Below are 15,236 nucleotides of genomic sequence, written 5' to 3'. Positions count from 1 at the left end.
AAGCTAACTTTTGTTAGCTTTTATTTTTTAGTACAGTAAAATAAAAATAGATGGAAACATAGCGAGGATTTAAAGGAGGAAAAAATATGAGAATATTGCATATGAATGCAGGAGCAGAAGATGGGGGGGGGAAAACACATATTATTTCACTTCTCGATCAGTTTCCAACTGGTGAAGTAGAATTAGCAGTATTTGAAGATGGAATTGTTGCGAAGGAAGCAAGGGAGTTAGGGATAAAAGTCCATGTGTTTTCACAAAAATCGCGCTATGATTTATCCATTTTAAAGAATATAAGTGAATTTATTAATAAAGAAAAATTTGATGTAGTTCATACACATGGTCCTAGGGCTAATTTCTATGTTTCTTTAATGAAAAAGAGAATAAAGGCAAAATGGGTAACGACTATTCATAGTGATCCATTTCAAGACTTTACTAAACAGGGCTTAAAAGGTTGGATTTTTACGAAATTAAATTTGAAAGCCTTAAAAAATATAGACTTATTTTTCGTTGTAACAAATAGATTGAAAAAAAGCTTGGCAGCATTAGGCATTTCAAATGACAAGATGCATGTTATTTATAATGGAATTGAATACGATCAGGAAAAAGCAGAAGGCTATAATAAAAAAGAAATGTTCAATATTGATGAAGATGTATTTACGGCAATCCAAGTAGCACGATTACATCCCGTCAAAGGACATGAAGTTTTATTCGATGCGTTACAACAAACAAAATTAGAGAAAATTAAAGTATTATTAGTTGGCGATGGCCCATTAGAAGAAAATCTAAAGTCATTAGCTACTGAAAAAGGGATTAACGATAAAGTAGAGTTTTTAGGACATCGTCAAGATGTAAAACAATTATTTGCGTCGTCACATGTAAATTTATTAACTTCCCATAGTGAAGGGTTCCCACTAGTTTTATTAGAAGCGGCAAACCAACGTGTACCATCAATTGTGACTAGGGCTGGAGAAATTGAGCCATTAATCGTAGATGAAACTTACGGATGGATTGTGCCAACAGGTGATGGAAAGACATTAGCATTAGCTTTAGAAGAAGCGTATGATAAGTGGAAAACGGGAGAATTAGCAGCAATGGGTAAACATATTTATGAGCATGCTACTATGAACTTCTCACTTCAAAAACTATATGAAGATACAAAAGAAACATATAAGCAATTAATAGCGAAAAACTTGTAATGATAGAGAGGATAGTTAACTATGGCAGTACAAACAGTTGATATTCTAGGCGTTCCTTTTTCTACAATGACAATGGATGAAACGGTCCAATATTTAAAAGAACAACTAGAAGCGGAACGAACTCATACGTTTCAGGTAGTAACAGCAAATCCTGAAATTGTTATGTGCGCAAAAAAGGATGAAAAGTTCTATCAAACATTATTGAATACAGATTTAATTACACCTGATGGTATTGGGGTTGTAAAGGCAAGTGGTATGCTTGGTACACCTTTAAAAGAGCGTGTAGCAGGTTTTGATTTAATGTGTAATTTACTTGCGAAGTTATCAGAAGATAGTAAACCAGTATCTGTTTTCTTATTAGGTGCAAAGCCACATGTTGTACAAGCTGCAGCAGATCATTTAACAAAGACATATTCAGCTGTATCCATCGCCGGTACACAAGATGGTTATTTTAAACAAGAAGACGAAGAGAATATTATTTCTCGCATTCAAGAAGCAAAACCAGATTTATTACTTGTTGCACTCGGTTTCCCGAGACAAGAGAACTTTATCCAAAACAATAAGCATCGTTTAGAAACGAAAATGGCTGTTGGAGTGGGTGGAAGTTTAGACGTATGGGCTGGAGAAGTAAAACGTGCACCAAAATGGATTCAAGCGATTCATTTAGAGTGGTTTTATAGATTATGCAGTAATCCAACACGCTGGCGTCGTCAGTTAGTATTAGCGGAATTTTTAAAAGAAGTAATGCGTTCGAAAAAGTAGCGAAATATCGCTGCTTTTTTTATTTGTTCATTTTTAATAAATTGAAACTTTAATCAGTGAGGCATTCCTACTGATTATTAGCCCTCACCAATCGGGATAGACGTTTTACTTTTTGGGAATGATGAAGGAGAAATTTTTTACACAAAAGTATTTTACTTATACAATTCACACATGTAAAATGATGTGTAAAGACACCTGTGTGAGGAGGACTTCTAGTGGGCAAGGTAAAAGAAATTTCGAAGCGCAAACTACTTGGTATAGCTGGGCTTGGATGGCTATTTGATGCAATGGATGTTGGAATGCTTTCATTTGTAATGGTAGCCTTGCAAAAGGATTGGGGATTAACGAGCCAGGAAATGGGCTGGATAGGTAGTATTAACTCAATCGGTATGGCAGTAGGAGCGCTTATTTTTGGGATACTATCAGATAAAATAGGGCGAAAATCAGTCTTTATTATTACATTATTATTATTTTCTATCGGTAGTGGTTTAACTGCGTTAACGACGACACTCGCGATGTTTCTCGTTTTACGCTTTGTAATTGGTATGGGGCTTGGCGGAGAGCTTCCGGTTGCCTCTACACTAGTATCAGAGAGTGTTGAAGCACATGAGCGTGGGAAAATTGTTGTGTTATTAGAAAGTTTTTGGGCAGGTGGATGGTTAATTGCAGCTCTTATCTCGTATTTTGTTATTCCGAAATATGGTTGGGAAGTTGCGATGGTATTGAGTGCAGTTCCAGCACTATATGCTTTATATTTAAGATGGAATTTACCGGATTCCCCAAGGTTCCAAAAAGTTGAAAAAAGACCATCTGTTATTGAAAATATAAAATCAGTTTGGTCTGGGGAATATCGTAAAGCAACAATTATGCTATGGATTCTATGGTTTTGTGTTGTCTTTTCCTATTATGGAATGTTCCTTTGGTTACCGAGTGTAATGGTGCTAAAAGGGTTTAGTTTAATAAAAAGTTTCCAATACGTACTTATTATGACGTTAGCTCAACTTCCAGGGTATTTCACCGCTGCTTGGTTTATTGAACGTCTCGGTCGTAAATTTGTTTTGGTTACGTATTTAATCGGGACAGCTTGCAGTGCCTATTTGTTTGGGGTTGCGGATTCATTAACAGTATTAATCGTGGCAGGTATGTTACTATCCTTCTTTAACTTAGGTGCTTGGGGAGCATTATACGCCTATACACCTGAGCAGTATCCAACCGTTATTCGTGGTACAGGTGCAGGAATGGCAGCAGCGTTTGGGCGTATTGGTGGTATTCTTGGGCCACTATTAGTGGGGTATTTAGTTGCCTCAGAAGCTTCACTATCATTAATATTTACGATTTTCTGCGGATCAATTTTAATTGGTGTATTTGCTGTAGTAATACTTGGACAAGAAACGAAGCAAAGAGAATTAGTATAAAGTGAAATTTTAAATGTATGCCTGATCGTTTATTACCCTACACTACTCGGCTCTTTCTAGGCAGTTAATGTAGGATAAAGGGGGAGAGGAAACCGAAGGGGTTTCCTTTTTTCTGTTTTTTTAGATAAATAATGGTATAGTAAGAAAAAGGGATTATTTCTTATAAAAGCGAATGTATACAGCAGGACATATGGACAAAGAATTAGGTGGTTGAAGAAATGAAAATTTTACTGATCATGGAAGAGGCAGAAGAGAGAAGAGAGTTAGCTGAAAATTTCACTGAAAATATGAGAAATGTAGAATGTTTTGAAGCAAAGACAGGAACAGAATCTTTATTTATGATGAAAAAACATATACCAGACTTTGTTTTTTTAAGTTCCAAATTACTAGATGGTACTGGTTTTGAATATGCAAGTTTATTACGAGAAATAAATTGCTATACAAAATTTATTTTTGTAGGTGAAAACATAGAGGAATCTATTACAGCTTTTCGTTTCCAAGCATTTTATTATTTATTACGACCATTTCGTGAAGAAGATTTACAATTTCTTTTATATAAAATAGGTAAAGAACAAGGTGAGAAAGCAAAGAGTTATTTGCGGAAACTACCGATAGAAAGTCAAGAAGGTATACGATATATGCTTCCAGAAGATATCGTATATGTAAGTAAAAATAAAGAAAATAAAACTGTTTCAATTTACACAACGAATAATCAGTATATTTCAACATATACACTTCAGGAATTAGAAAATAAGCTAAATGCATATGATTTTTTACGTGTGCATAAAAGCTATTTAATTAATATGTCATATGTAAAAGAACTGAAACCTTATTATAATGGCACGTATAATTTGTATTTAGATAGGTATGATGAGCAACCGATTCCAGTCAGTCGTAATTATGTAAAACGCCTTCGAAATAACATTGAATTATAGTAGGTAATGAGAGTATTTTAACATGATAAACTGAAAATCCTTCATGATAAGGAGGATTCAAGTTAAATATTCAGAAAATTTAGTACAATCTCCACTAAGAAATAGTATTGGGGGAATTGTATGTGAAGACATTGAAATCGATCTTACTTTGGGGCGTTATTACAGCAGTAGGAGCAGGTGCTTTTGGGGTAATAGCTTTATCACAAGGTGAAACCATTAATGCTGTATGGCTCTTAGTAGCTGCCGTATGTGTATATGCAGTTGCTTATCGTTTTTATAGTAGATTTATAGCGAGAAAGGTTTTTAATTTAGATGATAATCGGCAAACACCAGCCCATACATTAAACGATGGGAAAGACTATGTTCCGACAAATAAGTGGGTATTATTTGGACATCACTTTGCAGCGATTGCTGGGGCGGGACCTTTAGTAGGACCGATTTTAGCAGCACAAATGGGATATTTACCAGGGACCATTTGGATTATTGTTGGGGTAGTTGTTGCGGGGGCTGTTCAAGATTTTGTCATTTTATTTGCTTCGATGAGACGTAATGGTAAATCGTTAGGAGAAATGATTAAGGATGAGATTGGACCTGTTACAGGACTAATTGCAATGATAGGTATTTTAGGAATTATGATTATTTTATTAGCAGTATTAGCGTTAGTCGTAGTAAAGGCACTGATCGGAAGTCCTTGGGGAATGTTTACGATAGCAGCAACGATTCCTATCGCTATTTTAATGGGAGTTTATATGCGCTATATTAGGCCTGGTCGTGTTGGAGAAGGGTCAGTAATTGGTATTATCCTACTTATTTTATCTCTTATTGGAGGACAGTATGTAGCAGAAAACCCAACACTTGCAAGTATGTTCACATTTAGTGGTGAAACAATTGCTATTATGCTTATTGTATATGGATTTATTGCATCTGCATTACCAGTTTGGATGCTATTAGCACCACGTGATTATTTAAGTACATTTTTAAAAGTTGGAACAATCGTTGGATTGGCGATAGGTATTTTAATTGTAGCACCCAATTTACAAATGCCAGCAGTTTCGCAATTTATTGATGGAACTGGTCCTGTTTTCTCCGGCAATTTATTCCCGTTCTTATTTATTACGATTGCCTGTGGTGCGGTCTCTGGATTCCATGCTCTCGTTTCATCTGGTACAACTCCAAAAATGATTGAGCAAGAGGGACATGCACAGCCAATTGGTTACGGAGCAATGTTAATGGAGTCATTTGTAGCAGCGATGGCAATGATTGCAGCTTGTGTATTAACGCCAGGAACTTATTTTGCGATTAATAGTCCGGCGGCACTTATTGGTACGGATGTATCGCAGGCAGCTCAAGTTATTTCTTCATGGGGATTTGCTATTACACCAAATGAATTAAAAGAACTTGCTGTAAATGTTGGAGAGCAAACAATTTTATCACGTACAGGTGGAGCACCAACGTTAGCAATAGGTATGGCATATATTTTCTCACAAGTAATAGGTGGAACGGCGATGATGGCATTCTGGTATCATTTTGCCATTCTTTTTGAAGCCCTATTTATTTTAACAACGATTGACGCAGGAACTCGTGTAGGACGATTTATGATTCAAGATATTTTAGGGCATGTATATAAGCCGTTTGCGAAAACAGATTCTACATTAGCTAATGTAATAGCTACAACGTTATGTGTATTAGGGTGGGGATATTTCTTATACCAAGGGGTAATAGATCCGCTCGGTGGAATTAATACATTATGGCCACTTTTCGGTATTGCAAATCAAATGCTAGCAGGTATTGCATTATTACTTGGAACGACAATTTTGTTCAAAATGGGGAAAAAGGCGTACGTTTGGGTAACACTTATTCCAACTGTGGGATTGCTTATTGTAACAATGACAGCTGGTTATCAAAAGCTATTTCATGAAAATCCTAAAATCGGATTTCTATCTCACGCGAAGGTGTTTCAGGGAGCGTTAGATGAAGGGAAAGTGTTAGCACCAGCTAAAAATGTTACTCAAATGAAGCAAATTATTTTTAATGATTATATCGATGCAGCGCTTTGTGGGATTTTTATGATAGTTGTAATCGCTGTGTTAATTTCAGCACTTCGAATTTGGATACAAGTATTAAGAAATAAGCCAATGCCGTTAAAAGAGGCACCATATATTCCTAGAGATGAAAGTGAGTCGAGGAACTATGCTTAAAAAGCTGTGGCAAGTATGGGGGGAAAGGAAGCGCTTTATTAGTTTGCTCGTTGGGGTACCAAGTTATGAAATATACGTAGAGCATATGAAAAAGCATCATCCAGAAGAAGAGATTGTATGTCAAAAGCAGTTTTTTGCTGAGGCACAAGAAGCAAGATTTAACGCAAAGGGTGGAAAAATATCACGCTGTTGTTAATGAAAAAGGGCGAGTTTTCGCCCTTTTTATTTTTTTTGCTGTTTCACGTGGAACAGCAAAAAAATAAACAAAAAACTTTGGGAATTATAGGGATTTCGTATACAATAAAGTGAGGAAGGGGATAGATGGAAAAGTAGGGAGATTATTTTATGTTAAGGGACTTATTTGTAAATACAACAATTATTATTTCCTTTATTTTTGTTGGAGGTCAGCTTTTAAGAGATAAGCCGTTAAAAGAAGGATTCTCTTTTTTGCAGAAGTGTGTAATCGGTATTTTTACTGGAATATTAGGTGTACTGTTAATGCATTTTGGTGTACACATTGAAGATATTATGTTGGATTTACGTTATTTAGCCGTTATTTTGGCAATTATAGTTGGAGGTCCGGTAGCTAGTAGTATAACAGTTACTATAATTTTAATTACTCGGCTAATTTTTACTGAGTACTCTTTAGCTTCCGAATTGGCTTGCTATACAATTCTACTAAGTGGAATTGGTGTTATCTTTATTGCAAGAATACAAACTTCGATTACGTTAAAGTTAGTATGGTTACACGTATACTGCCTTTCTATTTTGATAGTACCGATGTATATATTATTTAATGATATATCTGTAGTTGTACTATATTTAATTTCAAGTATTACTACAGGTTACATAACATTCGTAAGTACAAACTATGTTTTACAATCCAATGAGTTATTTCAAAAGATGAAACAATACGCAACGATAGATGCATTGACAGGTTTAGGAAACGTAAGACAGTTTGATTTAGAGATGAATTGTCATATTAGTAATAAGAACATGAAAAATGATTCGCTTTGTTTACTCCTTATAGATATTGATCACTTTAAGTATGTAAATGATACGTACGGGCATCCTGCAGGGGACGAAGTGTTAAAACAAGTAGGATGTATTTTACGAGAAACTTCACAATTTCCAGATTTGGCTTTTCGAAAGGGTGGAGAGGAGTTTGCGCTTTTGATACCGAATAAGGGATTAGCTTACGGAATTTGTATGGGCGAGCAAATTCGTACAGCTGTTGAAAGTCACCCATTTCAATTGTTAGATGGAACAAAAATAAAAATTACGGTTTCGGTAGGGGTTTCAGAGTATGAAGGGTCATCAGAGCAATTTATTCAAGCGGCGGATGATGCGTTATACTACTCGAAACGAAATGGTAGAAATAAGGTTAGTTCTGCATCTTAAAGATAAGATGACCAGAAGACATAAAGCTTATAAAAAACACTCACAGAGTCAATGTATGAACCTTGTGAGTGTTTTTATTTATATATTAGACAAGTTCTTTTGATACAACGAATTTACGATATGCACCATGGTGAGTTGGACCTACGTATTCGTTAATTTTGAATGAGTAACGAATAGCGGCTGTGATGAATTCTTTAGCAGTTTTTACTGCTTCTTTCACAGGTTTTCCTTTTGCAAGTTCTGCTGTAATTGCAGCAGAATATGTACAACCTGCACCGTGTGTATTGGTTGTATCGATTTTTTCTGATTCTAGAAGTTCGAATGTTTCTCCATCATATAGGACGTCGATTGCAGTTTCCGTACCAAGTTTGCTTCCGCCTTTAATTAGTACGTATTTGGCACCTAAAGCGTGGATTTTCTTCGCTGCTTCTTTCATGTCCTCAAGAGAATTAATTTTCACACCGCTTAATTGGTAAGCTTCAAATAAGTTTGGCGTTACAACTAATGCCTTTGGCACAAGAACGTCACGTAAGCAATCGTTCGTTTCAGGATGTAATGCTTCATCTGCACCTTTACATACCATAACAGGGTCAACTACTACATTTTTGAAATTGTGCTTTTCGATTGTTTCTGCAACCATTTCAATAATTTCTACTGATCCAAGCATACCTGTTTTTAAAGCATCTACGCCAACACCTTCAATTGTTGTTTCTAATTGTGGTTTTAATGTAGAAGCTGGGATTGGAAATACGTTATGTGCCCAACCGTTATGTGGATCCATCGTTACGATTGTTGTAAGAGATGTCATTCCGTATACGCCAAGTTCTTGGAATGTTTTTAAATCTGCTTGTATACCAGCACCGCCACTTGTGTCAGAACCAGCGATAGTAAGTGCTTTATTTAATGTCATTATGAAAGCCCCCTCAAGTGATATAATGAAAACTATGTTTTCACCATTATATCAATGTTACGAATAAGTACAAAGTGAAAAGTAGATGATTTATTTTAAGAGCTATTTAAAATCTTGTATGCAGGAGACTGAGTATGTTTCGAGATAATCGTACAAATGAATTAGTTATATTAAAGGAAATTGCAGAAACATTAAATACATCAAATGATACGTATCATGTATTGCAAGCTGTCCTAGAGAAATTACTAAGTGTGACAGGCTTAACGACAGGATGGATTTTTCTTGCAGATGAAAATGGGAAGTATACGAAGTTGATTGATTACCAATTACCAGAGGCACTTACATATGAAAATAAACGCCCGATGTGCGAAGGTGAGTGTTGGTGTTTACGAGGTTTTGTAGATGGGAAATTAGAGAGAGCCGTTAATATTATTGAATGTAAAAGAATTAATAATGCAATTGAATATAATTGGGGAGATACGGAGGGCATTCTTCATCATGCTACGGTTCCTTTAAAAGCTGGAGGAGAAAAATTTGGGTTGTTAAATGTTGCAAGTCCGGGTAAAACACATTTTTCGGAAGAAGAATTAGTATTACTCCAATCGGTTGCTTTCCAAATTGGTACGGCTTTAAAGCGAACAAAATTATATGAAAATGAAAAAAGAAGAGCACATTATTATGTGAAATTAGAGCGTTTCATTCAAGATTTAAAAACGATTCATAAGTTTAATGTACTACCTGAAAAGGTGGTAAATCACGTAGGTGAAGTATTTCAATGGAATCAAGTAGCGCTTTTTATTAGGGAGGAAAAAGAATTATCTCTGCGAGCGTCTTACGTTCAGGAAGAGTTACAAGAGGATGTAAAAGAGGCGGCCAACAAGGCGTTAGAGCAAGATGAACCAGTTCTAATAAAACATCAAATAGGGCATAATGTGCATCTAAATCAAACTGTTATTGCTACGCCAATACATATTCAAAACCATATATTTGGTGTTTTATGTGTTAGCTTGAATAATGGAGAGTTTGATGCTAATACAATAGATGTAATTCAAGCGCTATCAAACCATGTTTCGTTAATAATAGAGAATTTGAGGTTAAACGAGCAGCGCCGTGAACTTGTACGAATGGAAGAAAGAAACCGATTAGCAAGAGATTTACATGATTCTGTTTCGCAAAAATTATTTTCATTAACCTTCATGACAAAAGGCGCCGAGGCAGTTTTAAAAGGTAAAAATGAAAAGGTAGATCAATCTTTGCATGAGATGCGTGAACTTGCACAAGGAGCTTTGAAAGAAATGAGGACATTAATTTGGCAGCTTCGTCCAGCAGGATTAGAAAAAGGATTATTGCCAGCTCTAAAGCAGTACGGTGAAAATTTGGGACTGAAAATTAGGGAGCAAGTTACGGGTGTTCGTGATTTACCTCGTGTAGTAGAAGAAGCTTTATGGCGCATTGGCCAAGAAGCACTGAACAATGTAAGTAAGCATGCAGGTGTAAAAGAAGCGACGATTTATTTTACAGTGAATGAGAAAAATGTATCATTAGAAATAGTTGATCAAGGAAAGGGCTTTGTGGAAAAGAATATAAAAGAAAAGAAATCACTAGGTATGACTACGATGCGTGAAAGAGTAGAATTAGTTGGTGGAACAATTAAAATTGTAAGTAGTAATAAACGAACGAGCGTAAAAGTAAATGTACCATTATGATGTGAAAATGAGGGAATTTTGTGAAAATAAAAGTATTGTTAGTTGATGATCATACAGTTGTTTTAAAAGGATTAGCGTTTTTCTTAAGCACACAGGAAGATTTAGATTTAGTTGGAGAAGCGAATAATGGGAAAGAAGCGTTAGTGAAAGTAGGAGAAACAAATCCTGATGTTATATTAATGGATTTATATATGCCTGAAATGGATGGTGTTGAGGCGACGGCATATATTAAAAAAGAGTATCCAAATGTGAAAGTAATTGTGTTAACTAGCTTTTCTGATCAGGCGCATGTGTTACCTGCATTAAGGGCTGGAGCAAGTGGGTATATTTTAAAAGATGTAGAACCGGATCAGCTTGTTGAGGCTATTCGAAGTGCATATAAAGGTAATATTCAATTACATCCGGATATAGCAAATGCTCTTCTCTCTCAAACATTACCTGTAGAAGAAAAGGAAGAAGAACCTTCTATTCAAGTAGATGTGCTAACAGCGAGAGAAAATGAGGTGTTGCAACTATTAGCAAAAGGGATGAGCAATAAGGAAATTGCATCTGTTTTAGTTATTACAGAAAAGACAGTTAAGGCGCATGTAAGTAGCATTTTGAGTAAATTAAATTTATCCGATCGTACACAAGCGGCGTTATATGCAGTGAAAAATGGAATTGTATAAGACAAAAGTCGTAAGACCTAGTTCGCCTTTAGAAGGTGGACTTTTTTTATGGAAAAATACGTCTATGTGAGGACGAAATTGTCTTGATATAAAGATAAAATATGTTTGTAAGCAACAAAACAACAATTACAAGGGATACCTTTTTTGAAAGCATATAACAACATAAGAGTGAGTACTAGGAGGAAGAAATAATGGAAACAGTTTTATTCGTTAAAGCAAACAACCGTCCAGCGGAACAAGCAGTTAGTGTAAAATTATATGAGGCATTTTTAGCAAACTATAAAGAAGCACACCCAAATGATACAGTAGTAGAACTGGATTTATATAAAGAAGAATTACCATATGTAGGTGTAGACATGATCAATGGTACATTCAAGGCAGGTAAAGGATTTGATTTAACAGAAGAAGAGGCAAAAGCAGTAGCAGTTGCTGATAAGTATTTAAATCAATTCCTAGAAGCTGATAAAGTTGTTTTCGGCTTCCCATTATGGAACTTAACGATTCCAGCAGTGCTACACACATATATTGATTATTTAAACCGTGCTGGTAAAACGTTCAAATACACGCCAGAGGGTCCAGTTGGCCCAATCGGTGATAAGAAGATTGCATTATTAAATGCACGAGGCGGCGTATATTCAGAAGGTCCAGCAGCTGAGGTAGAAATGGCTGTTAAATATGTAGCAAGTATGATGGGCTTCTTCGGCGCAACAAACATGGAAACAGTAATTATTGAAGGACATAACCAATTCCCAGATAAAGCGGAAGAAATCATTGCTGCAGGTCTTGAAGAAGCAGCTAAAGTAGCAAGTAAATTTTAATTAAAAGTATAATCGTCACTCGAAAAGGCAGCATTAACATGTAAACGTTAATGCTGTTTTTTTATATTTTTAGTTCATCAGCAAGTTTTTTTAATTGAATTCGATCTCGTATGTAATAGGTTCTTCCGTCTTTTTTTAAGTAATTTTGTTGGCAAAACTGATTTAATACATATAAAAGATGACGGTAGCTGACATTTAAATATTCCGAGGCCTCAGTATGCTTTTCTATATAACAATTATTTTGTTCTGTTAATAAAATAAAAGCAGCTAATCGATTTTCAAAAGGATAACTATAGTTTTTTGCGTAATTTTCAGTGCGAGTAATTGTCTTTTCTCCAATAAATTTGCATAAGTGCTGTAAAAACGTTGCATCTTGTAATAAAAGTTGCTGACAATCTTTAAGAGGAAGTGCCAAACAAACACAATCTTCTAGTACTTCAACGGACTTAGTAATATTTTCTACTCCTATTAATCCTAATTCCCCGATAAAAGATGGTGCTTGAATAAAATTAATTAATGAAACCTTCCCGTTTTTATGACTCATATATATTTTTGCCTTCCCAGAAATTAAGTAATAGAGATAAGGGAGAGTATTTCCTTCGCTACATATCATCTCTTTCGTTTGAAAAGAATGTAGCTCTACATATGGCAAGACATGAAATGAAAATAGGGTATGGAATTGATGGATTTGCATGTATTGATAAATTTCTTCCTCATTTTTGCTGATTTTCATATTTTCACCCCTATTTATAGTATGAGATATCTCCTATTATCTTTACAAGAAGGAATGATACGATTTATGTAAATTTGTTTTTGTAGAAAAGAGAGTGTGATGAGTTTATGAAAAAATATAAAACATTGCTATTTGATGTAGATGATACATTATTAGATTTCCAAAAGGCTGAAAAAATGGCTTTACGGGTGCTTTTTGAAGAGAAGGGAATCTCTTTAACAGACGAGATAGAGGCTCGTTATAAAAAAATAAATAAGGGTCTTTGGGATGCTTTTGAAAAAGGTGAACTATCACGCAATGAAGTTATAAATACACGATTCTCTCTGTTGTTTCAAGAGTATGGAGAAGAAGTAGACGGAATATTATTCGAAAATAATTACCGTAACTACTTAGAAGAAGGAAATCAACTCATGCAAGGTGCGTTTGAATTTATAAATCAAATTCAAGGGGAGTATGAGTTGTATATAGTGACAAATGGTGTTTCTAAGACGCAAGATAAACGTTTGCGTAATGCAGGGTTACATTCATTGTTTAAAGATGTTTTTGTTTCAGAAGATACAGGTTTTCAAAAGCCGATGAAAGAGTATTTTGATTATGTTTTTGAACGGATTCCTAACTTTGCACCTGAAGAAGGGCTGATTATTGGTGATTCATTAAGCGCTGATATTAAAGGTGGATATGTAGCGGGAATTGATACTTGTTGGTTTAATCCAGAAAGGAAATTAAATGATAGTGGGATTATACCGACATATGAAGTGCATAATTTTGAGGAGTTAGAAGCGTTATTAAAGCAGCATGTGTAATAAAAAAATAGGCAGTGGAGCTTTCGTCCCCACTGCCTATTTTTATTAATTTTTATTTTCGTTATGTTTTGGGAGTGGAAAGGCATTCCCGATAGCAGCTGCACCAAGCATGGGCAATAGTAAATTAAGCGGGAAAAACATAAGTAATAGTAATGTTATAGCTATTGGCTTTCGTAACGCATAGCTTGAAATTGCTGTCGTTACGATAGCAACGGATGCTACTGGATCTATAGGAAGAATAGATGCTACAGCGTATCCGATACTTGACCCAGAAAATATAATTGGGAAGATATGTCCACCCCGCCACCCTGTGTTCAAACAAACGGCAGTAATACACAACTTTAAAATCCCTGAAAGAAGTAGTATCCAAAAAGATAAATGGCTCCATTCAACAACTAACTCTTTTAATTGATGTTCCCCTGAAAATAATGTGTACGGAAGAAAAGTTCCTGCAATTCCTAATAAAATGCCACCGATAATTCCGAGTGTCAGCTTGTATTCCCTAAAAGGGTGAATTAACTTCTCTAATGTGAATTCTAACTTGAAATAAAAGAAACCAACTATAGCACCGATACTAGCAAGTGGAAGAAATGCGATCCATTCATTGAAAGAAAGTGCACCTTCCTCGAAATCAACAATAAAGGATCCACGATTATCGAGTTTACTCAGTAGTAAATAAACAGAAAAACCTGCGAAAGTAGTAGCTAAGTATACAATTGCCTTTTTTCCTTTAGAAAAAGCAGCAATTTGTTCCCCCTCATTTTCATTCGGTGCTAAATAACCGAATAATGGTGCGTTAAAAATGACACTTAAAGTAGCGCCAATTCCAATCTCGGTTAGCTCATTCATACCCTTTAAGGCAAATTTAAAGCGATCCCCTACCCATGTGCACAGTCCGCCTATAATTCCAACTAGTGCGGCTTCTGGACCAAGACTAGCTCCGAAAATTAAAACAATAATCGCTGTTAAAGTAGCCTGATGGACAAAGCGATATTCGATTCGACCAGTTTTTTTATATTCAGTCATCACTTCAGGCATAAGGCGTGGATATATACCGAAATATTTTTGTGATAGACCAACGAGGACCCCGCCAATTATTGTTACGCAAAGGGTGTAATAAGAGGGATAAGAGAGAACTTCAGGCAAGTATCCCCAAATAAAGTGGATTCCAATATTTATTGTGACTAAAAATAACCAGACTGTAGCTCCTACTATAGATCCTAGAAGAATGCCATATAGAGCAAGTATGTACTGCATATCTTTTTTATTTGTCATGTTATACCTCCGTTATGTAAATCTCAGTAGGGAAAAAGTGAAATATACTAGTGGAAAATGGATTGAATATATATAGTATCTTTGTAACTACTCAGCTTAGTTAGGAAACAAGGCATGCCAAATACATGTTTCCGATTTGAAAACATGATAAAGAAAAGACTCCAATCAGAGAATGAATCTAGATCAAATCGAGAAATTCTCTTATGAAGTCGTGATTTTCCAAGGAACCGTTCCGGTTTCTATAACCTGGCCTATCGCTTGTAAGACAGATTGTTTTTGTTTTTTCATGGTACTCATAAAGCTTCGTATTTGACAAAAAGATTCTGCACCTTTCTCACTTCGGAAAGTCCCAGACACTTTCTGTTTAACTTTCGTCATTCGAATATCCCGTTCTGCTTGATTGTTATCAAATGGAA

General features: G+C 35.5%; 15 protein-coding genes. 11 read left to right on the top strand and 4 right to left on the bottom strand.

Annotation, left to right across the window (positions count from 1 at the left end; translation table 11 throughout):
- The first annotated feature begins 86 nt into the window (after positions 1–86).
- From ATL10_RS21895 to ATL10_RS21865, 7 genes are all read left to right on the top strand, one after another.
- Positions 87–1,196, top strand: a complete 1,110-nt coding sequence (locus ATL10_RS21895; protein ID WP_001221224.1) for a glycosyltransferase family 4 protein — start codon at positions 87–89, stop codon at positions 1,194–1,196.
- A gap of 21 nt (positions 1,197–1,217) precedes the next feature.
- Positions 1,218–1,958, top strand: a complete 741-nt coding sequence (locus ATL10_RS21890; RefSeq protein ID WP_000290751.1) for a WecB/TagA/CpsF family glycosyltransferase — start codon at positions 1,218–1,220, stop codon at positions 1,956–1,958.
- A 215-nt stretch (positions 1,959–2,173) separates the two neighbouring features.
- Positions 2,174–3,373, top strand: coding sequence for an MFS transporter (locus tag ATL10_RS21885; RefSeq protein ID WP_000521106.1), 1,200 nt, complete (start codon positions 2,174–2,176; stop codon positions 3,371–3,373).
- Positions 3,374–3,591: 218 nt separating this feature from the next.
- A complete protein-coding gene (locus ATL10_RS21880; protein WP_000698259.1) occupies positions 3,592–4,308 on the top strand; it encodes a LytR/AlgR family response regulator transcription factor in 717 nt (238 codons plus the stop codon).
- A gap of 122 nt (positions 4,309–4,430) precedes the next feature.
- Positions 4,431–6,506 carry a carbon starvation protein CstA gene (gene cstA / locus ATL10_RS21875; protein WP_016513279.1) on the top strand — a complete coding sequence of 692 codons (2,076 nt, stop codon included), beginning with the start codon at positions 4,431–4,433 and terminating at the stop codon, positions 6,504–6,506.
- The gene (locus ATL10_RS21870) at positions 6,499–6,702 is read left to right on the top strand and encodes a YbdD/YjiX family protein (RefSeq protein WP_000914502.1); all 204 of its coding nucleotides are present in this window, start codon (positions 6,499–6,501) and stop codon (positions 6,700–6,702) included. The genes cstA and ATL10_RS21870 overlap by 8 nt, the downstream gene beginning before the upstream one ends.
- A gap of 149 nt (positions 6,703–6,851) precedes the next feature.
- Positions 6,852–7,907 (top strand): GGDEF domain-containing protein, encoded by a 1,056-nt coding sequence (locus ATL10_RS21865; RefSeq protein ID WP_000942876.1) that lies wholly within the window; start codon positions 6,852–6,854, stop codon positions 7,905–7,907.
- 85 nt (positions 7,908–7,992) lie between these two features.
- On the opposite strand, the gene pdxK is transcribed toward ATL10_RS21865, so the two are convergent.
- A complete protein-coding gene (gene pdxK / locus ATL10_RS21860; RefSeq protein WP_000174259.1) occupies positions 7,993–8,817 on the bottom strand; it encodes a pyridoxine/pyridoxal/pyridoxamine kinase in 825 nt (274 codons plus the stop codon).
- 134 nt (positions 8,818–8,951) lie between these two features.
- Here pdxK and ATL10_RS21855 point away from each other — a divergent pair, with 134 nt between their 5' ends.
- The 3 genes from ATL10_RS21855 (at position 8,952) to ATL10_RS21845 (ending at position 12,009) form a co-directional block, all read left to right on the top strand.
- On the top strand, positions 8,952–10,523 hold the full coding sequence (locus ATL10_RS21855) for a GAF domain-containing sensor histidine kinase (protein WP_000488131.1): 1,572 nt from the start codon (positions 8,952–8,954) through the stop codon (positions 10,521–10,523).
- A gap of 20 nt (positions 10,524–10,543) precedes the next feature.
- Positions 10,544–11,191, top strand: coding sequence for a response regulator (locus ATL10_RS21850; RefSeq protein WP_071713913.1), 648 nt, complete (start codon positions 10,544–10,546; stop codon positions 11,189–11,191).
- A 191-nt stretch (positions 11,192–11,382) separates the two neighbouring features.
- Positions 11,383–12,009, top strand: coding sequence for an FMN-dependent NADH-azoreductase (locus tag ATL10_RS21845; protein WP_110497528.1), 627 nt, complete (start codon positions 11,383–11,385; stop codon positions 12,007–12,009).
- A gap of 61 nt (positions 12,010–12,070) precedes the next feature.
- Here ATL10_RS21845 and ATL10_RS21840 read toward each other — a convergent pair whose 3' ends face one another.
- The gene (locus ATL10_RS21840; protein WP_000703310.1) at positions 12,071–12,742 is read right to left on the bottom strand and encodes a transcriptional regulator YeiL; all 672 of its coding nucleotides are present in this window, start codon (positions 12,740–12,742) and stop codon (positions 12,071–12,073) included.
- 107 nt (positions 12,743–12,849) lie between these two features.
- On the opposite strand from ATL10_RS21840, the gene ATL10_RS21835 reads away from it, so the two are divergent.
- Entirely contained in the window at positions 12,850–13,545 is a 696-nt protein-coding gene (locus ATL10_RS21835; protein WP_090978327.1) for a YjjG family noncanonical pyrimidine nucleotidase, read from the top strand.
- Positions 13,546–13,590: 45 nt separating this feature from the next.
- Here ATL10_RS21835 and ATL10_RS21830 read toward each other — a convergent pair whose 3' ends face one another.
- Together ATL10_RS21830 and ATL10_RS21825 are read right to left on the bottom strand one after the other, a co-directional pair.
- The gene (locus ATL10_RS21830) at positions 13,591–14,820 is read right to left on the bottom strand and encodes a chloride channel protein (RefSeq protein WP_090978325.1); all 1,230 of its coding nucleotides are present in this window, start codon (positions 14,818–14,820) and stop codon (positions 13,591–13,593) included.
- A gap of 201 nt (positions 14,821–15,021) precedes the next feature.
- On the bottom strand, positions 15,022–15,236 hold a 215-nt coding region (locus tag ATL10_RS21825; protein ID WP_142669988.1), incomplete at its 5' end, for an IS66 family transposase.

The organism is Bacillus sp. 196mf (genome assembly GCF_003217275.1).
GTDB classification, from domain to species: Bacteria; Bacillota; Bacilli; order Bacillales; family Bacillaceae_G; genus Bacillus_A; species Bacillus_A thuringiensis_S.
The sequence above is the reverse complement of the archived record's forward strand: the minus strand, read 5'-3'. Positions and strand labels throughout refer to the sequence as shown.